The following is a 17,852-nucleotide window of genomic DNA, read 5'->3' as shown; positions in this document are numbered from 1 at the left end:
AGGCCTGAGCATGTTGCGTTTTATCCTGCAAAAACTCGGGATGGCGATCCCGACGCTGTTGCTGATTTCGGTGATGGTCTTCGCCTTGATTCGCCTGATCCCGGGCGACCCGGCGCTGCTGATGCTCGGCGATATGGCCGACCCCCAGAGCCTGGCCGAGATGCGCCACACCCTGGGCCTGGATCACTCGTTGGTGACGCAGTTCCTGATCTGGTTCAAGGCGGTGTTGAGCTTTGACCTGGGCTTTTCCATCAGCACCAAGCAGGCGGTGTTGCCGCTGATCCTGGACCGCTTCAGCGTCAGCGCGACCATCGTGCTGGTGGCGGTGTTGTTCGCCACGCTGATCGCGGTGCCTATCGGCCTGATAGCCGCCTGGAAACAGAACACTGCACTCGACCTCGGCCTGGTGTCGGTGGCGACCTTGCTGCTGTCGATCCCCAGCTTCTGGCTCGGCCTGCTGTTGCTGCATGCCTTTGGCATCCAGCTCGGCTGGCTGCCGGTGGTGGGGTACGTCAGTTTCGCCCAGGCGCCGTGGCAGGCGATCAGCTACATGGTGCTGCCGGTGGTGACCCTGACGCTGGTGGAAGTCGGCGCGATCACCCGCATGGCGCGGGCCAGCACCATTGAGGTGCTGCGCCTGGAGTACATCGCCCATGCCCGCGCCAAGGGCTTGTCGGAGCGCGCGGTGCTGTGGAAACACGCATTGCCCAACGCCTTCGCCCCGACCTGGACCCTGGTGGGGCTGATCCTCGGCAACCTGCTGGGCGGCATCGCGGTGCTGGAAACCGTGTTCACCCTGCCAGGCATCGGCCGCTTGATGGTGGATGCGATTTTCGCCCGCGACTACCCGGTGCTGCAGGGCTGCCTGTTGCTGATCACCTTTATCTACGTGCTGGTCAACCTGTGTGTGGATCTGCTCTATCCGCTGTTCGATCCAAGGGTGAAGTTATGAGTTCGAGTATTGCCGTGCCCGTGCAGGCCAGGCGTCGACGCGTGTGGGCGCCGGCCAATGCCCTGATCGGCGGCGGGCTGCTGGTGGCGTTGATTGCGCTGGCATTGATGGGCCTGGTGTGGTCACCGTTCGATCCGCTGAAAATCGACCTGATGTCGCGCTTCCAGGCGCCCTCGGCCACGCACTGGCTGGGCACCGACGAGTTCGGTCGCGACGTGTTCAGCCGCCTGTTGATCGGCGCGCGCACCAGCCTGTGGGTGAGCCTGCTGACGGTCAGCGTGGCCGTGCTGGCCGGCACCCTGATCGGCATGCTCGCCGGTTACCTGCGCGGCTGGACCGACCGTGTGCTGATGATGTTCAACGATGCCTTGCTGGCGTTTCCGGGCATTCTCATGGCCCTGGGCATCATGGCGATCATCGGTGCGAGCAAATACGGGATCGTGCTCGCCTTGGGCATCGCCTACACGCCGTCGGTGGTGCGCGTGGTGCGCGGCACCGTGCTGTCACTGCGCGAGCAGGAGTACATCGAAGCTTCGCGGGTGATCGGCAACTCCGAGCTGTACACCATGCTGCGGCACATCGCGCCGAACTGCCTGGCGCCGTTGTGTGTACTGGCCACCAGCATGTTCGGCTGGGCGCTGCTGTCGGAAAGCGCCTTGAGCTTCCTCGGCCTGGGCGTGCCGCCACCGGCAGCGACCTGGGGCAACATGCTCGCGAGCAGCCGGCCGTATATCGCCTCGGCGCCGTGGCTGGGCGTGTTCCCTGGGCTGTTTATCTGCCTGACCCTGCTGGCGATCAACCTGTTTGGCGATGCTCTGCGCGATCGTCTCGACCCCCGGATGAGGAAGTGAAGATGTCCGCCAATCCTGTTTTGCTGAACGTCGAACACTTGCAGATCCGAGTGGGCGAACACGGCCCGCTGGCAGTCGACGACCTGAGTTTCAGCATCGCGCCCGGTGAAATCGTCGCGTTGGTGGGCGAGTCCGGCAGCGGCAAGACCATGGCCGCGCGCGCCGCCATCGGCCTGCTGCCGTTGCCCATGCAAGTCTGCGGCGGGCGCCTGGATTTCCAGGGCCGTGACCTGGCCAGCGTCAGCCCCGAGGAGCTGCGCGCGATTCGGGGCGCGAGCATCGGCATGGTGTTCCAGGAGCCGATGGTGTCGCTCAATCCGGCGCTGAAGATCGGCCAGCAGATGAGCGAAGCGCTGAGGCTGCACACCGACCTCGACCCGCCGCAGATCCGCGAGCGTTGCCTGACCATGCTGCGGCGCATCGGCATCAAGGCTGCCGAGCGCTGCCTGGAATCCTATCCGCACCAGTTTTCCGGCGGCATGCGCCAACGCATCATGCTGGCCTCGGTGATGCTGCTGCGTCCGGCGCTGTTGATTGCCGACGAGCCCACCACCGCGCTGGACTGCCTGGCGCAGCTGGACGTGATCGAGCTGATGCTGGAACTGACCCGCGAGCAGGGCACGGCCATTCTGTTTATCAGCCATGACCTGTCCCTGGTCGCCCGTTATGCGCACAAGGTGGTGGTAATGCGTCACGGCCAGGCGGTGGAGCAGGGCACGATTGAAGATATCCTGCTGGCGCCCAAGGCCGAGTACACCCGCCAGTTGCTGGAGGCGTTGCCGCGGCGCGGCGTGCTGGCGCCATTGCCGGCCAGCAACGGGCCGTTGGTGGAAGTGGACCAGGTGTGCATCGAGCACCCGGGGCCAACCTCGTTCTGGGGCAAGCGCCAGCACACCCGTGTGGTGCACTCTGCGAGCCTGGTGATTGCCCCCGGCGAAACCCTGGCGCTGGTGGGCGGCAGCGGCTCGGGCAAGACCACCCTCGGGCGCTCGCTGGTCGGCCTGATCAAACCTTGCGCCGGTGCGATCCGCTTCAAGGGCGTGGACATCCTCAAGGCCGCCAACCGCACGCACCGCCTGCAATGCCAGATGATCTTCCAGGACCCGTATTCGTCCCTGAACCCACGGATGAAAATCGGCGACATCCTCGCCGAACCGCTGCGTCACGAACCCGGCCTGAACGCCGCCCAGCGACGTGAGCGGGTGACGCAGACCCTCCAGGACATCGGCCTGGGCGAGCAGTTTGTCGAGCGTTTCCCCCATCAGCTTTCCGGCGGCCAGCGCCAGCGCGTCGCCATCGGCCGCGCCCTGGTGCGCCACCCGCAACTGGTGATCGCCGACGAGCCGATTTCGGCGCTGGACATGACTATCCAGAAGCAGATTCTCGAGCTGTTCGAACGCCTGCAGGCGCAGTACGGCTTTGCCTGCCTGTTCATTTCCCATGACCTCGCGGCGGTGGAGCGTATCGCCCATCGGGTGGCAGTGATGCACCAGGGCACTGTGGTGGAAGTCGGGGCGCGCGAACAGATCTTCGACCATCCGCAGCACCCGTACACCCGGCAATTGCTGGCCGCCGCCAGCCCGCTGGAGAAACTGCCGGACGGCGGCTACCGAATACGACCGGCGATTTAACCCCCTGATTTCACCCGGCGTGCAGGCCTTCAAACCCTGCGCGATGGGGAATGTCGTGCCCAGAAAAACAATAAGACCTACTCACCGATAACGACTGCCAGGAGCCAAGAACATGCATAACAACAACCTCAACCTGATCCTGAAGGGCGTCGGCCTCATGAGCGGGGGCCTGCTGTGCGTCCCGGCCCAGGCGGACTTCATCAAGGACAGCAGGGCTGATCTGGAACTGAAGAACTACTACTTCAACCGTGATTATCGCGAGGACGCCGGGCAATCCAAGCGCGAGGAATGGGCCCAGGGTTTTATCCTCAACCTGAAGTCGGGCTTCACCGAAGGCACCGTGGGCTTTGGGGTGGACGTGGTCGGCATGCTCGGCCTGAAACTCGATTCCAGCCCGGACCGCTCGGGCTCCGGCCTGTTGTCGCGGGACAACGACGCGACGCCGGGCAAACCGAGTTATGCCAAGCGTGCCCACGATGAATATTCCAAGTATGGCGTGACCGGCAAGGTGCGTTTTGCCCAGAGCGAACTGCGCAGCGGCTACCTGTTGCCGGACCTGCCGACCTTGCAACCGAACACCAGCCGGCTGTTCCCGCAGACGTTTCGTGGCACCCAGGTGACCTCGACGGACATCGCCGGGCTGGCGTTGATCGGTGGGCAGATCGACCAGACCAAACAGCGCGAATCCACCGACTACGAAGACATGGCGCTGACCAGCCAGAGCGGCGCCTACAAAAGTTCCGGCAAGAGTGACCGCTTCCGCTTTGCCGGTGGCGACTACAAGCTCACGCCGGGCATGACCCTCAGCTATCACTTTGCGCAACTGGAGGACATCTACCAGCAGCATTTCGTCGGGGTGAAAAACAGTTTCGCCCTGGGCGGCGGCACCCTCAAGACCGACATCCGCTATTTCGATGCGGACAAGTCCGGTGCGGGCCTTGCAGGCAAGGTCGACAACCGCGCGCTGAGTACGCGGGCGATGTTCAGCTACAAGGGCCACAGCGTTGGCGGGGGGTATCAGGAGCAGTATGGCGAGACGCCGTTTACCTATGTGGACGGGACCAATACCTACCTGTTTTCCGAGTACCAGTTGAGCAACTTCTCGCAGACCAACGAGCGCGTCTGGCATGCGCGGTATGACTTCGACTTTGCCGCGTTGGGCGTGCCGGGGCTGACGTTTTCGACGCGTTGGGCCAAGGGCGACCAGGCCGAGGTGAAGGGATTTGTGGGGGAGGGGCGTGAGTGGGAGCGCGATATTGACCTGGGCTATGTGTTTCAGTCCGGGGCGCTCAAAGGGGTGTCGTTGCGCTGGCGCAATGGGTTGAGCAAGGCTAACTATCTCCGGGATATGAACGAGAACCGGGTGATTGTTGGCTATACCGTGGCGCTCTGGTGATGCGAGTGGGGGCGACTCGGTCTGAATGTGGGAGCCGGCTTGCCTGCGATGGCGGTATGTCGGCGTACCGCTCCATTCCTGCGCCTGGGTTTGCGGTCTGGGACCGTGCGCCTAGGCGAAACAGGGATGCCCACCGGGGCAACCCGTCATCCCTTGTTCCGCGCCACCCGCAACTTGCTGGCCACATCCAGGTGTCGATGCAGCAGCGTCGACGCCCACTCGTTATCGCCTTGCTCCAGCGCATCGAGGATTGCCAGGTGTTCCTGGCACGAGACTTTCACGCGTTCCACGTTGTTCACCGTGTGGAACTCGGTCAGCCGGCGCAAGCGGTTCTGTTGCTGGATCGCCTGCAGGATGTAGCCGTTGCCGGAAGCGGCTGCGAGCAGTTCGTGGAATTCGGCGTTGCATTCGATAAAGCGCTGCCCGTCGACCTTGCCTTCGAGCAGTTCCATCTGGCGCTCGCGGCAGCGGCGGAAGTGTTCCGGGTGGATCTTGAAGGTCGGTTCCAGCAGCCCGGCCGGCTCCAGCAGCATGCGGAAGCGGTAGCTCTCGAAGCGCGTCTGCGGGCTGTTCAGCGTCGGCAGGAATTGCCAGCCATGCCCGTGCTTGCGCTGCATCATGCCTTCATCCGAGAGCCGCAGCAGGCAGCGGCGCAACACACTTTTGCCAACGCCGTAGCGGCGCAGCAAATCACTTTCGGAAATCTGGTCGGGCAGCACCTGGTTCAGCCGGTCGTCGATCAGCCGCGTGTACAGCTGGTCCTCTTCGTTGTGCAACTCACTGAATTGCTGCGCCAGGCCATCGGTTGCCTGCAGCGGGACGCGATAGCCCTGCTGCGGCAACGGCTCGATGGCCTGCTGTTCGGCCAGGTAGGAAAGCGCACTGCGGATCGGCGAGCGCGATACGCCCAGGCGCTGCGCCAGTTCCACTTCCTTGAGGTGCATACCGGGTTGCAGGTCGCCGCTGGCGATGGCGGCAAGGATCTGCCCGGCGACTTTGGTCTGCAGCGAAGTGAGTGGGGCCATGGTGCGAAGTCTTTCCTGTGAAAGGGGAGGCAAGGATACCCGGAAAAGCTGAATTATAGGCGGCTCAAATACATCAGCACCGCGTCGATCAAATCTTTATCTGCATTATTTGAAATATAAAAACATCCAGAGGACCCATCATGACTTACATCCCGCTGCCCCGGGCCCTGCCCACCGAACGCGGCGTCGACCCGGCCGGCATTCTCGATTTCCTCCGGGCCGTGGCCGAGGCCGGCCTGGAGCTGCACAGTTTCATGCTGTATCGCCAGGGCGCAGTGGTGGCCGAGGCCTTCTGGCGGCCTTATTCGGCGCATCGCCCCCACGTGCAGCATTCGGCAACCAAGAGCTGGACCGCCACCGCCGTCGGCCTGTTGATCGATGACGGGCGCCTGAGCCTAGACGCCAAGGTCGTGAGCTTCTTCCCCGAGCTGTGCCCGCAACCTGTCAGTGCGAACCTTGCGGCGATGACGGTCGAGGATCTGCTGACCATGCGCACCGGCCACACCCGCGGTATTTCCGGCGGTGACTGGCGCAACCTGCAAAGCAGCTGGGTCGAGGCGTTTCTGAAGGAGCCGGTGGACGAGCCGCCGGGCCAGTCGTTCATCTACAGCAGTGCCTCGAGTTTCATGCTCTCGGCCATCGTCACCCAGGTCACCGGGCAGACCCTGCACGCGTTGTTGCAGGCGCGCGTCCTCGATCACCTGGGCCTCGACCGCCTGGAGTGGGACTTGGCGCCAGGCGGTTTCAACGCCGGTGGCAACGGCTTGAGCTGCACCAGCGAAGACTTGCTGAAGTTTGGCGTGCTGCACCTCAACCGTGGCCAATGGCAGGGCCGCCAGTTGCTCTCGCCACAGTGGGTCGACGACGCCACGCGCAACCAGGTGCAGGATGTGTGGATGGGCGAATTCGACGGCAAGCAGTACCTGCCGCGCGACAAGAACAAGGCCAACGAAGCCCAGCGCGAAGGCTATGGCTACCAGTGGTGGATGACCGAGCACGGTGGCTACTACGCCTCAGGCGTGTTCGGCCAGCAGTGCATCGTGCTGCCGGCACAGGACACGGTCATCGTGTTCACCTGCGGCCTGCGCCTGGGTGAAAAGCGCTTGCACCAGGCGCTGTGGCAACACCTGTTCCCGGCGCTGGGCCGCGCGAGTGCGGATGCCCAGGGCAGCCAGGCGCAATTGGACGCGCTGATTGACGAGCTGCGCCTGCCGACGTTGCAAGGCCTGAAAAGCTCGCCCGCCAGTACCTCCCTGCAAGGCCGTTTCAGCATCGAGCCCAATGAAGACGGCGTGCGCGAACTGGCCTTTGATTTCCATGCCGATCACTGCGACTTCACCCTCGTCGACCACCGTGGCACCCATCACCTGCGCGCGGGTTTCCAGCAGCCGCTGGAGTCGATCACCAGCCTCACCGGCAATTACCTGCACCACCAATACCAGCCGGAGCAGACCCCGGTGGTCGCCCAGGCCTGCTGGACTGCCGAGGGCGAGTTGCGCATGGACTGGCGCTTTGTCGAAACCGCCTTCGGCGACCACGTCAGTTGCCGCTTGCATCACGGCCGCCTGCACTTCGCGCGCGGCGTCAATACCAATGCCGGCGCCTTGCAGCGCCCGACCCTGATCGGCACGCGCATCGCGTCTTAAGGAGTACACCCATGACCTCTTCCTTGTGGGCGCCATTTACCGCCATGCGCCCGTTCAACCGCGCGCCGATGCTGTTTGATCGCGCCGCCGGCATGCACTACACCACCACTGATGGGCGCCAGGTGCTCGACGCCATGGCCGGGCTCTGGTGCGTCAACGCGGGTCACGGCCAGGCGCGGATTGTCGAGGCGATTCGCGAAGCGGCGGGGCGCCTGGACTTTGTGTCCTCGTTCAAGATGAGCCATCCCGCCGCACTGACCCTGGCCGATCGGCTGGTGGCCAGCGCCCCGGACGGCCTGGATAAAGTGTTCTTTACCAACTCCGGCTCGGAAGCGGTGGACACCGCGCTGAAGATTGCCCGTGCCTATCATCAGGCGCGTGGCGATTGCCGCCGCACCAAACTGATCGGCCGCGCCAAGGGTTACCACGGCATGGGCTTTGGCGGGCTGTCGGTGTCGGGCATTGGCCGGCAGAAACGCGACTTCGGGCCGCTGCTCGGCGACGTCGCGCACCTGCCGCTGCCCTATGATGCCGGCTCGCGTTTCAGCCTCGGTCAACCGGAGCAAGGCGTGCAGTATGCGGACGCCTTGCTGCACCTGCTGGAGATTCACGACCCGGCCACGGTGGCGGCGGTGATTGTCGAGCCGGTGACCGGTTCCGGCGGGGTGTATGCGCCGCCACTCGGCTACCTGCAACGCCTGCGCGAGCTGTGTGATCGGCATGGCGTGCTGCTGATTTTCGACGAGGTGATCACCGGTTTCGGCCGTGTCGGCCACAGCTTCGCTGCCCAGGCGTTTGGCGTGACCCCGGACCTGATGACCCTGGCCAAGGGCCTCACCAACGGTGCGGTGCCGATGGGCGGCGTGCTGGTCAGTGGCGCCGTGTATGAGGCCTTCATGCAAGGCCCGGAACAGGCGATTGAATTGATGCACGGCTACACCTATTCCGCCCATCCGCTGGCCTGCGCCGCAGGTCTCGCGACCCTTGAAGTGCATCAAGAGTTGGGCATCAACGCCCATGTCCAGCAGATCGCCCCGTTGTGGCAAACCACTGCGCTGGCCCTGCGCGAACAGCCGCTGGTGCTTGATGTGCGTGCGATTGGCCTGCTGTGCGCCGTCGAACTCAAGCCCCGCGACGGGGCGCCGGGGGCACGTGCGGCCGAGGTGGCCCAGCGCTGTTTCGATGCAGGCGTGCTGGTGCGCGCGTCCGGAGAAAATATCGTGTTGTCGCCGCCGCTGATCCTCAACCAGGAACAACTTGCGCTGATCTTCCACACCCTGGCGCAGGCCCTTGAGGCGACGCGATGAACCACCGGGATTTCTATATCGACGGGCAGTGGGTCAAGCCCTTGGGCACCGAGACCCTGGCAGTGATCGACCCGTCCACCGAGTGCGCGGTCGCGACCATCAGCCTGGGCACGCTTGGCGACCTCGACCGGGCAGTGGCTGCCGCCCGGCGCGCCTTCGATCACTACAGCCAGTGGACGCGGGAGCAGCGCCTGGCGTTGCTGGCGGCGATCATCGAGGGCTATCGCGAACACAGCGAGGCCCTGGCGCAGTGCGTGCACCAGGAGATGGGCGCGCCCTTGTCACTGGCGCGCAGTGCCCACGTGCCGGCCGGGCTGGGCCACTTGCAGCGGGCCTATGCGGTGCTCGAAGACTACGCGTTCGACCGCGCCCACGGCAGCACGCTGATCAGTCGCGAGCCGATCGGCGTGTGCGGCCTGATCACGCCCTGGAACTGGCCGCTCAACCAGCTCACCTGCAAGCTCGCCCCGGCCTTGGCGGCGGGCTGCACGATGGTGCTCAAACCCAGTGAAAAGGCGCCGCTGTCGGCCATGCTGCTGGCCGATATCCTGCACCGCGCCGGGGTGCCCAAGGGCGTGTTCAACCTGGTCAACGGTGACGGGCCGACGGTCGGCGACGGCATGGCGCGGCATGCCGGTATCGACATGCTGTCCTTCACCGGCTCCACCGGCGCAGGCATTGCGGTGGCCAAGGCGGCGGCGGACACGGTCAAGCGCGTGTCGCAGGAACTGGGCGGCAAGTCGGCCAACCTGATCCTGGCCGATGCCGACCTGGAGGCGGCGGTGCGCCATGGCGTCAGCAGCTGTTTTCGCAACAGCGGGCAGTCATGCAATGCGCCGACGCGAATGTTGGTGCCACGGGCGTTGCAGGCGAGGGCGGTGGCGATTGCACAGGCAGTCGCCGCGCAGGTCTGTTTCGACGACAGCCACCCGGCCACGGCCATGGGACCCTTGGCCAATCAGGCGCAGTTCGAGCGGGTGCAGGCGTTGCTCGCGGCCGTGGACAGCCCGCCCGTCTGCGGCGGCGTGGGCCGCCCGCATGGGGTGAAGACGGGTTTCTACGCCAGGCCCACGATCTTCGCCGATGTCGATCCAGACACGCCGATTGCCCGCGAGGAAGTGTTCGGCCCGGTGCTGGTGATCATCCCCTACGACAGCGAAGACCAGGCGATTGCCATTGCCAATGACAGCCCTTACGGGCTCTCGGGCTATGTCACCGCCGGCAGCCTGGAACGTGCACGTGCCGTGGCCCGGCGCCTGCGCACCGGCATGGTCCATCTCAACGGCAGCAAGGCCGACAACGGCGCACCGTTCGGCGGCTACAAGCAGTCGGGCAATGGCCGCGAATGGGGCGTGTTCGGGCTGGAGGACTATCTGGAAGTGAAGTCGCTGTTCGGCTACCAGCCTAGCCCGGATTGAACAACGCCTGTTGCATCGCCTGCGGCGGCTGGCCGAAGGCGCGCAGGAAGGCCTGGCGCATGCGCTCGCGGTCGCCGAAGCCGGTTTCGCGGGCGACGACTTCCACCGGGTGGCGGCTGGTCTCCATCATTGCCCGCGCGGCTTCCACGCGCAGCGACTCGATGGCCTTGGCCGGCGTCTGCCCGGTTTCCTCGCGAAACACGCGGCTGAACTGGCGCGGGCTGAGCCGGGCGACCTCGGCCAGGGCTTCCACCGACAGGTCGTGGGTGAGGTTTTCGCGGGCGTAGGCCAGGGCCAGTTGCACACGGTCGGACTTGGGGTCCAGTTCCAGCAAGGCCGACAGCTGCGACTGCTCGCTGCCCCGGCGCTGGGCAATCACCAGCTTGCGTGCGATGCGCCGCGCAAGGTCGCTGCCCAGGTCGTTCTCGACCATCGCCAGCGCGAGGTCGACCCCGGCACTCATGCCGGCGCCGGTCCAGATCTGGCCGTCGACCACGAACAGCTTGTCTTCTTCCAGGTGGATAGCCGGGTAACGCTTGCGAAAGGCCGGTGCGTGAATCCAGTGGGTGGTGGTGCGCTTGCCCTCCAGCAGGCCGGCTTCGGCCAGTACAAAGATGCCCATGCACAACGAGGCGATTCGCCGTGATTGCGCAGAGGCGGCCTTGACCAGTTCCAGCAGGCTCAGCTCCGGCAGGCGAAACTCCATGTAGCCGCTGACAATCAGCGTGTCATAGCCTTCGGCGCGCACTTGGGTGGTGTTCACCGAGAAGCCCTGGGACGCCATCACCGCACCGCCATTCTCCGACACCAGGTGAAACTCATAAGCCGGTTCGCCGCGCAGCAGGTTCGCGCACTCGAACACCGACCCGACGCTGAGACTCAGGCATTCGAAGTTCGGGTAAACCATCAGCGCAACGCTGTGCATCGCATCTCTCCAGGAGCGTGGGAGAGGCGATTGTCGGCGGCTGCCGGGAAAACGGCAACCGCCTTTGCGGCGTGTCCGGAATCCTTGCGGATATGACATTGTGAGCGCCTGGCCCCATCCCTAACATTCACCCAACGACGAGACGACTGGTCTAATCGGACGGGATGAAGACATGAGCAACGAAACCAGAAGTGCACGGCAGATCATTCTTGACAGTGCACGACCGATTGTCGGCGCCAAGGGATTTTCTGCGGTCGGCCTGAACGAAATACTGCAAGCCGCCGAAGTGCCTAAAGGCTCGTTCTATCACTACTTCACGTCCAAGGACGCGTTTGGCGTGGTCCTGCTCGACACCTACTTCGACCAGTACGTGCAGGGCATGGAACAGCTGTTCAACCAGTCGGGTTTGTCCCAGCACGCCAAATTGATGCGCTACTGGCAGTGCTGGATCGACAACCAGACGGGCTGCACCGATGCCGGCAAATGCCTTGCCGTCAAACTCGGTGCGGAGGTGTCAGACCTATCAGAGCCCATGCGCCTGGCATTGCAGCGGGGCACCTCACGCACCATCGATTTACTCGCCGTGGCCATGCAGCGCGGCGTGCAGGACGGCTCGCTGTTGCTCGAACACAGCCCGCAGGTCCTGGCCCGGCAGTTGTACGCGTTATGGCTGGGCGCCAGCGTCATGAGCAAGATCACCCGCACACCTGCGCCTTTTGACGAGGCGTTGTTGCTGACCCGACAGCTGTTGGGTCGCCCTGAAAACCCTGACATTCACATCGATCGAGGCACTGGAAAATGAAAGTATTAATGGTACTGACCTCTCACGACCAGCTTGGCGACACCGGCCGCAAGACCGGCTTCTGGCTCGAAGAATTTGCTGCACCGTATTACGTGTTCAAGGACGCCGGTGCCGAACTGGTGCTGGCTTCCCCGGCCGGCGGCCAGCCGCCGCTCGACCCGGTGAGTGATCAGCCGGATGCGCAAACCGAGCAGACCCGCCGCTTCGCCGCCGACCCGGCTGCACAGCAGGCGCTGGCTACTACCGTCAAGCTGGACACGGTCAACGCGGACGACTTCGACACGGTGTTCTACCCAGGTGGGCACGGCCCGCTGTGGGACCTGGCGGAATCGCCGACCTCCATCGCGCTGATCGAGGCGTTCGAACGTGCCGGCAAGCCCATCGGCTTTGTCTGCCATGCACCGGGGGCCTTGCGTCACGTCAAGGCGGTGAATGGCGAGCCGCTGGTCAAGGGCCGTCGCGTCACCGGCTTCTCCAACTCGGAAGAAGCGGCGGTGGGCCTCACTGATGTGGTGCCGTTCCTGATCGAAGATGATTTCAAGAAACTCGGCGGCCATTATGAGAAGGGCGCTGATTGGGCTTCTTTTGTCCTCGAAGATGGTTTGTTGATCACCGGGCAGAACCCTGCCAGTTCCAGCGATGTGGCCAAGGCCCTGCTGAAACTCACCGCCTGAGCTAATTAACTGCAGTTACTCCTTGGCGACGCGCAAGCGTCGCCAACGCTTTTGTTCGTCCTGAATTTGGAAAATTTCACATGACCCAGCCTGTTTTAAGTACGCCGGTCACCCTCGGCCACCACACATTGAACAACCGGGTCGTACTGCCGCCCCTGACCCGCCAGCGCAGTGCGCAACCTGGCGATATCGCCACCGCGCTGATGGCCGAGTACTACCGCCAGCGTGCCGGTGCCGGTTTCATGGTTAGCGAGGGCACGCAGATCGAGCCCCGTGGCCAGGGCTACGCGTGGACGCCGGGGATTTATTCGGCGGCGCAGATTGATGGCTGGCGCACGGTCACCGATGCCGTGCACGCCGACGGCGGGGTGATCTTTGCCCAGCTGTGGCACGTCGGCCGTGTGTCGCACAACGCGTTGCAGCCTGAGGGCGCGGCACCGGTCGCACCCTCGGCGATTGCCGCGCTGCAGGCCAAGGCCTTTATCGAAACCGGGCCTGGCGTCGGCGAGCTGAAGCAACCGCCGGTGCCGCGCGCCTTGACCACGCTTGAGGTCAAGGCATTGGTCGCGCAGTACGCCCAGGCTGCCCGCAATGCGCTGGACGCCGGCTTTGACGGGGTGGAAATCCACTCGGCGAATGGTTACCTGGTCAACCAGTTCATCTCGGCGCATGCCAACCAGCGTGAAGACGAATACGGTGGCTCGCTGGATAACCGCCTGCGGTTCCTGCGCGAGATTGTTGAAGCGGTGTGCCAAGTGGTCGGCCCGGAACGCCTGGGCGTGCGATTTTCGCCGTTGTTCAGTGGCACCGACCAGGACCGCGTGTACATCGGCCTGGTCGAGGAAGATCCGCATCACACCTATATCGAGGCGATCAAGGTGCTGGAGGCGTCGGGTATTGCTTACCTGTCCATCGCCGAAGCCGACTGGGACAACGCGCCCGACCTGCCCGACAGCTTCCGTCAGGCTGTGCGCGAGACGTTCAGCGGGCGGATCATTTACGCCGGGCGCTACACCGCCGAACGCGGCGCGCGCCTGGTCGAGGCGGGGCTGGCGGACTTGATTGCGTTCGGGCGGCCGTTCATTGCCAACCCGGACCTGCCGCAGCGGATCTTCAAGGGCTGGCCGTTGAATCCGCTGCGCGAAGAGGGGATGTACGGTGGGGGAGAAGCAGGTTATATCGACTACCCCACCTACCTCGGGTAATCACGCCGCCAATCCGGGAGGGGTTGCCCGCTGATTACGCCACCCGCAACACGATCTTGCCGATGTGGTCCCCACCTTCCATGCGCGCATGGGCCTGGGCCGCGTCGGTGTATTCGTAGACTTTGTCGATGATCGGCAGGCAGCGCCCGGCGGCCAGTACCGGCCACACGTGCTCACGCAACTGCGCGGCAATCGCGGCCTTTTCGTCCTTGGTCCGCGAGCGCAGCAGTGAGCCGGTGATGATCGCGCGCTTGGCCATGATGGTCAGCAGGTCGACGTCATTGCCCTTGCCGCCACCGAGGAAGCCCAGCATCACCAGGCGACCCTCCATGGCCAGGGCCTTGAGGTTATTGCTCAGGTACGAGCCGCCCATGATATCCAGCACCACGTTGACGCCCTTGTCGGCGGTTTTTTCGGTGATGACCTGGGCAAAATCCTGCTCGCGGTAATTGATCGGCTCGCCGCCCAGCTTGGCAATGGCGGCGCACTTGTCAGCACTGCCGGCCGTGGCAAACGCCTGGAGGCCAAACTCGCGGCAGAGCATCAGCGCGGTGGTGCCGATGCCGCTGGTGCCACCGTGGATCAGCGCACGCTGGCCTTTGTGGGCGCCGCCCAGGCCGAACAGGTTGGCCCATACGGTGAAGAACGTTTCCGGCACGGCGGCGGCTTGAATCCAGTCCATGCCTTGCGGAATCGGCAGCGCCTGGGTGGCCGGCACGCTGCAAAACTGTGCGTAGCCGCCGCCATTGGTCAGGGCGCAGACCTTGTCGCCCACGGCGTATTCGCTGACACCGTCACCCAGCGCCACCACTTCACCGGCGATTTCCAGGCCGGGGATCGGGCTCATGCCGGGTTTCATCGGGTACTTGCCGGCGCGTTGCAACGCATCCGGGCGATTGACGCCGGCGGCATGCACGCGGACCAGGATCTCGCCGGGGCCTGCCACCGGCACATCGGCCCGGCGCGGTTGCAGCACTTCAGGGCCGCCGGGGGCGGTGATTTCGATCAGGGTCATTTCTTTGGGAAGTGTCATTTGAGCCTACCTGCAGCGATGAACGTATGGGTTGGGACCGTGGCGAGGGGGCGGCGGTTCAGCACGATCGTGCCCGGCGACCGCGCGAGATTCGAGCGCGTAAAAAAAAGGCCGGGCAAGCCCGGCCGATAAAGGCAGACATTAACTCAGCGTTTCAAGAACGCCAACAGGTCTTCGTTCAACTGCTGGGCGTGGGTCACCGCGAACCCGTGGGGCGCGTCCTTGTACACCTTCAGTTCGGCGCCCTTGATCAACTCCGCCGCCACTTTGCCGGTGGTCTCGAACGGCACGATCTGGTCGCCATCGCCATGGATCACCAGGGTGGGTACGTCGATCTTGGCCATGTCCGAGCGGAAGTCGGTTTCGGCGAACGCGGTGACGCAATCCACCGTGGCCTTGAGCGAGGCCAGCAGGGCGATTTGCAGGGTCTGGGTCTGCACGCCTTGGGAGACGACCTGGCCCTTGTTGATGCCATAGAACGGTGCGTTGAAATCGCTGATGAACTGCGCGCGATCCTTCAGCAGCTCGGTCTTGAACCCTGCGAACACATCGAGCGGGACACCCTGCGGATAGTCGGGCTTCTGGCCGAACAGCGGGGTGACGGCGCCCAGCAGCACCAGGCCGGCCACCCGTGCACTGCCGTGGCGGGCGATGTAGCGGGCCACATCACCGCCGCCCATGGAGAAGCCCACCAGGGTCACGTCCTTGAGGTCCAGGTGTTCGATCAACTGGGCGATGTCGTCGGCGAAGGTGTCGTAGTCGTTGCCGGTCCAGGGTTGGTCCGAGCGACCAAAGCCACGACGGTCAAAGGCGATGGTGCGATAACCGCGGCTGCTGAGGTACTCCATCTGGTATTCCCACATGTCGGCGTCCAGTGGCCAACCGTGGCTGAACAACACCGGTTTACCGCTGCCCCAGTCCTTGAAATAGATCTGGGTACCGTCTTTTGCAACAAATGTGCTCATGCAAAAACTCCTGGTTGAGGGGGCTGAAAGACTCTAGCGCACTATTGCGTGAAACCGGACGAAGGGCTTGTACCGGTGTGCTCGGTTGAACGGTTCAGCGTCTATGCTGGTCCACTGACCTCTACCGTCAGATCACACAGGTGAACGAAATGGCCAAGACTTACAGCTACGCCGCCCAGAACGCCAAGGATGCCCTCAAGCCCTTCACCTTCGAGCGCCGCGCGCCGGGGGCCGAGGACGTCCAGATCGACATTCTGTATTGCGGCGTCTGCCACTCCGACCTGCACACCGCACGCAATGAGTGGAACAACACCCTGTATCCCTCGGTGCCCGGCCACGAAATCGTCGGCCGTGTGACAGCGGTGGGCGCCAACGTGAAAAAATTCAAGGTCGGCGACCTCGCCGGCGTCGGCTGCATGGTCGACAGCTGCCAGCACTGTGCGTCCTGCGCCGAGGGCGAGGAGCAATACTGCGAGAACGGGTTTACCGGCACCTACAACGGCCCGGTGTTCGGCGGTGAAAACACCTTTGGCGGTTATTCGGACAGCATCGTGGTCAAGGAGAAGTTCGTGCTGCGCATCTCCCACGATGATTCGAACCTGGCAGCGGTGGCGCCGCTGCTGTGCGCGGGCATCACCACCTACTCGCCGCTGCACCACTGGAAAGTCGGCCCCGGCAAGAAAGTCGGCGTGGTCGGCCTGGGTGGCCTGGGGCATATGGCGGTGAAGATCGCCCATGCGATGGGCGCACACGTCACACTGTTCACCACCTCACCCAACAAGCGCGAAGACGGCCTGCGCCTGGGGGCCGATCAGGTGGTGGTGTCGAAGAACGCGGATGAAATGGCCAAGGTCGCCAACAGCCTGGACTTCATCCTCAACACCGTCGCTGCACCGCATAACCTGGATGTGTTTCTCAACCTGCTCAAGCGTGACGGCACCATGACCCTGGTCGGCGCGCCCGACAGTCCGCACCCGTCGCCGGCGGTATTCGGCCTGATCTTCAAGCGCCGCAGCCTGGCTGGCTCGTTGATCGGCGGGATCCAGGAGACCCAGGACATGCTCGACTTCTGCGCCAAGCACGGGATTGTCTCGGACATCGAGATGATCGATATCCAGGGGATCAACGAGGCGTATGAGCGGATGCTCAAGGGCGATGTGAAGTATCGATTCGTGATCGATATGGACAGCCTGAAGAAAGCAAGCCACGCGGCCTGAGGCCCGTCCCTGCAGGCGCCGGCAAGCCGGCTCCTGCAGTTTTGTTCAGGCTGAGAGGTGTTCGTACAGGATTGTCGCACCCACCAGCATCAGCACCACGCCGCCGACGATCTCGGCACGTTTGCCCACCACGGTGCCCAGCACCCGGCCCAGCATCATGCCGATGGTCACCATGGTCATGGTCGCGAGGCCGATCGCGGCGGAGGCCACCAGGATATTCACGTCGACAAACGCCAGGCCCACGCCCACCGCCAGCGCGTCGATGCTGGTCGCAAATGCCGTGACCGCCAGGATCATGAACGAATGCTGGGTCGGTTTTTCGGCCTCGTCATCGTCGGCCTTGAGCCCGTTGTAGATCATGTGCAGGCCCAGCACCGCGAGCAGGGTGAAGGCGATCCAGTGGTCCCAGTTCTCCACCCAGCGCGTCGCAGCATGGCCGATGGCCCAGCCGATCATCGGGGTGATGGCTTCGATCACGCCGAAGATCAGGCCGGCGCGCAGGGCTTGGGTCAGGCGTGGCTTGTGCAGGCTGGAGCCTTTGCCGATGGCCGCCGCGAAGGCGTCCGTGGACATGGCAAGGGCGAGAAGAATCAGGGAAATGGGGTTCACGGTCAGGCTTCCAGTCGGGCTATATGAGACAACGACACACCCACACGCCCGACTTTAGGCATGGATGTGTCGCTGGTCTCACCAACCGAAAAGACGGTGTTCGCACCACGGCAGGTTGCCGAATATGTTGATACGAACGCTTCCGACAGGATCAGAAGCAGGTTACTCCCCAACGAGGTGGGCGATCTTAGGCGAG

Annotated in this window: 16 protein-coding genes; 11 read left to right on the top strand and 5 right to left on the bottom strand. The window is 64.0% G+C overall.

All coding sequences use genetic code 11. The annotated features are described in order from the left end of the window. The first annotated feature begins 10 nt into the window (after positions 1-10). From QMX97_RS03295 to QMX97_RS03280, 4 genes are all read left to right on the top strand, one after another. A complete protein-coding gene (locus QMX97_RS03295; RefSeq protein WP_065905853.1) occupies positions 11-952 on the top strand; it encodes an ABC transporter permease in 942 nt (313 codons plus the stop codon). After that, a complete protein-coding gene (locus QMX97_RS03290) occupies positions 949-1,803 on the top strand; it encodes an ABC transporter permease (RefSeq protein ID WP_282395994.1) in 855 nt (284 codons plus the stop codon). Before QMX97_RS03295 ends, QMX97_RS03290 begins: the two co-directional genes overlap by 4 nt. Positions 1,804-1,805: 2 nt before the next feature. Then, entirely contained in the window at positions 1,806-3,434 is a 1,629-nt protein-coding gene (locus tag QMX97_RS03285; RefSeq protein WP_201144030.1) for an ABC transporter ATP-binding protein, read from the top strand. A gap of 112 nt (positions 3,435-3,546) precedes the next feature. Next, positions 3,547-4,830: an OprD family porin gene (locus QMX97_RS03280; RefSeq protein WP_282395993.1), complete on the top strand. Its 1,284-nt coding sequence runs from the start codon at positions 3,547-3,549 to the stop codon at positions 4,828-4,830. 146 nt (positions 4,831-4,976) lie between these two features. On the opposite strand, the gene QMX97_RS03275 is transcribed toward QMX97_RS03280, so the two are convergent. Continuing rightward, positions 4,977-5,855 (bottom strand): GntR family transcriptional regulator, encoded by an 879-nt coding sequence (locus QMX97_RS03275; RefSeq protein ID WP_282395992.1) that lies wholly within the window; start codon positions 5,853-5,855, stop codon positions 4,977-4,979. A 140-nt stretch (positions 5,856-5,995) separates the two neighbouring features. On the opposite strand from QMX97_RS03275, the gene QMX97_RS03270 reads away from it, so the two are divergent. Genes QMX97_RS03270 through QMX97_RS03260 form a run of 3 tightly spaced genes read left to right on the top strand, consistent with a single transcriptional unit; the run spans position 5,996 to position 10,226 of the window. After that, positions 5,996-7,501 (top strand): serine hydrolase, encoded by a 1,506-nt coding sequence (locus tag QMX97_RS03270; protein ID WP_282395991.1) that lies wholly within the window; start codon positions 5,996-5,998, stop codon positions 7,499-7,501. Positions 7,502-7,512: 11 nt separating this feature from the next. Continuing rightward, the gene (locus QMX97_RS03265; protein ID WP_282395990.1) at positions 7,513-8,808 is read left to right on the top strand and encodes an aminotransferase class III-fold pyridoxal phosphate-dependent enzyme; all 1,296 of its coding nucleotides are present in this window, start codon (positions 7,513-7,515) and stop codon (positions 8,806-8,808) included. Further along, positions 8,805-10,226: an aldehyde dehydrogenase family protein gene (locus QMX97_RS03260; RefSeq protein ID WP_201144033.1), complete on the top strand. Its 1,422-nt coding sequence runs from the start codon at positions 8,805-8,807 to the stop codon at positions 10,224-10,226. Before QMX97_RS03265 ends, QMX97_RS03260 begins: the two co-directional genes overlap by 4 nt. On the opposite strand, the gene QMX97_RS03255 is transcribed toward QMX97_RS03260, so the two are convergent. Further along, positions 10,213-11,151 carry a GlxA family transcriptional regulator gene (locus QMX97_RS03255; protein WP_065905870.1) on the bottom strand — a complete coding sequence of 313 codons (939 nt, stop codon included), beginning with the start codon at positions 11,149-11,151 and terminating at the stop codon, positions 10,213-10,215. The two genes, QMX97_RS03260 and QMX97_RS03255, sit on opposite strands and share 14 nt — an antisense overlap. Positions 11,152-11,323: 172 nt before the next feature. On the opposite strand from QMX97_RS03255, the gene QMX97_RS03250 reads away from it, so the two are divergent. The 3 genes from QMX97_RS03250 to QMX97_RS03240 all read left to right on the top strand — a co-directional run bounded on the left by QMX97_RS03250 (position 11,324) and on the right by QMX97_RS03240 (position 13,832). Then, the gene (locus QMX97_RS03250) at positions 11,324-11,953 is read left to right on the top strand and encodes a TetR/AcrR family transcriptional regulator (protein WP_201144034.1); all 630 of its coding nucleotides are present in this window, start codon (positions 11,324-11,326) and stop codon (positions 11,951-11,953) included. Continuing rightward, entirely contained in the window at positions 11,950-12,627 is a 678-nt protein-coding gene (locus QMX97_RS03245) for a type 1 glutamine amidotransferase domain-containing protein (protein WP_065905875.1), read from the top strand. Before QMX97_RS03250 ends, QMX97_RS03245 begins: the two co-directional genes overlap by 4 nt. Before the next feature lie 80 nt (positions 12,628-12,707). Continuing rightward, on the top strand, positions 12,708-13,832 hold the full coding sequence (locus QMX97_RS03240) for an alkene reductase (RefSeq protein ID WP_282395987.1): 1,125 nt from the start codon (positions 12,708-12,710) through the stop codon (positions 13,830-13,832). 34 nt (positions 13,833-13,866) lie between these two features. Here the strand turns inward: QMX97_RS03240 and QMX97_RS03235 are convergent, their stop codons facing one another. Together QMX97_RS03235 and QMX97_RS03230 are read right to left on the bottom strand one after the other, a co-directional pair. After that, a complete protein-coding gene (locus QMX97_RS03235) occupies positions 13,867-14,865 on the bottom strand; it encodes an NAD(P)H-quinone oxidoreductase (protein WP_282395986.1) in 999 nt (332 codons plus the stop codon). A gap of 146 nt (positions 14,866-15,011) precedes the next feature. After that, a complete protein-coding gene (locus QMX97_RS03230) occupies positions 15,012-15,830 on the bottom strand; it encodes an alpha/beta hydrolase (protein WP_282395984.1) in 819 nt (272 codons plus the stop codon). Positions 15,831-15,979: 149 nt separating this feature from the next. Between QMX97_RS03230 and QMX97_RS03225 the strand changes: the two genes are divergently transcribed. Next, positions 15,980-17,047: an NAD(P)-dependent alcohol dehydrogenase gene (locus QMX97_RS03225; protein WP_065905886.1), complete on the top strand. Its 1,068-nt coding sequence runs from the start codon at positions 15,980-15,982 to the stop codon at positions 17,045-17,047. 45 nt (positions 17,048-17,092) lie between these two features. On the opposite strand, the gene mntP is transcribed toward QMX97_RS03225, so the two are convergent. Next, the gene (gene mntP / locus QMX97_RS03220) at positions 17,093-17,656 is read right to left on the bottom strand and encodes a manganese efflux pump MntP (protein WP_120448210.1); all 564 of its coding nucleotides are present in this window, start codon (positions 17,654-17,656) and stop codon (positions 17,093-17,095) included. Between the last annotated feature and the right edge of the window lie 196 nt (positions 17,657-17,852).

Source organism: Pseudomonas sp. PS01298, assembly GCF_029959745.1.
In the GTDB taxonomy this organism is placed as follows: domain Bacteria; phylum Pseudomonadota; class Gammaproteobacteria; order Pseudomonadales; family Pseudomonadaceae; genus Aquipseudomonas; species Aquipseudomonas aylmerensis.
The sequence above is the reverse complement of the archived record's forward strand: the minus strand, read 5'-3'. Positions and strand labels throughout refer to the sequence as shown.

Coding starts and splice junctions, on each gene's coding strand:
- QMX97_RS03295 (WP_065905853.1), top strand. CDS start 11: ATGTTGCGTTTTATCCTGCAAAAACTCGGGATGGCGATCCCGACGCTG.
- QMX97_RS03290 (WP_282395994.1), top strand. CDS start 949: ATGAGTTCGAGTATTGCCGTGCCCGTGCAGGCCAGGCGTCGACGCGTG.
- QMX97_RS03285 (WP_201144030.1), top strand. CDS start 1,806: ATGTCCGCCAATCCTGTTTTGCTGAACGTCGAACACTTGCAGATCCGA.
- QMX97_RS03280 (WP_282395993.1), top strand. CDS start 3,547: ATGCATAACAACAACCTCAACCTGATCCTGAAGGGCGTCGGCCTCATG.
- QMX97_RS03275 (WP_282395992.1), bottom strand. CDS start 5,855: ATGGCCCCACTCACTTCGCTGCAGACCAAAGTCGCCGGGCAGATCCTT.
- QMX97_RS03270 (WP_282395991.1), top strand. CDS start 5,996: ATGACTTACATCCCGCTGCCCCGGGCCCTGCCCACCGAACGCGGCGTC.
- QMX97_RS03265 (WP_282395990.1), top strand. CDS start 7,513: ATGACCTCTTCCTTGTGGGCGCCATTTACCGCCATGCGCCCGTTCAAC.
- QMX97_RS03260 (WP_201144033.1), top strand. CDS start 8,805: ATGAACCACCGGGATTTCTATATCGACGGGCAGTGGGTCAAGCCCTTG.
- QMX97_RS03255 (WP_065905870.1), bottom strand. CDS start 11,151: ATGCACAGCGTTGCGCTGATGGTTTACCCGAACTTCGAATGCCTGAGT.
- QMX97_RS03250 (WP_201144034.1), top strand. CDS start 11,324: ATGAGCAACGAAACCAGAAGTGCACGGCAGATCATTCTTGACAGTGCA.
- QMX97_RS03245 (WP_065905875.1), top strand. CDS start 11,950: ATGAAAGTATTAATGGTACTGACCTCTCACGACCAGCTTGGCGACACC.
- QMX97_RS03240 (WP_282395987.1), top strand. CDS start 12,708: ATGACCCAGCCTGTTTTAAGTACGCCGGTCACCCTCGGCCACCACACA.
- QMX97_RS03235 (WP_282395986.1), bottom strand. CDS start 14,865: ATGACACTTCCCAAAGAAATGACCCTGATCGAAATCACCGCCCCCGGC.
- QMX97_RS03230 (WP_282395984.1), bottom strand. CDS start 15,830: ATGAGCACATTTGTTGCAAAAGACGGTACCCAGATCTATTTCAAGGAC.
- QMX97_RS03225 (WP_065905886.1), top strand. CDS start 15,980: ATGGCCAAGACTTACAGCTACGCCGCCCAGAACGCCAAGGATGCCCTC.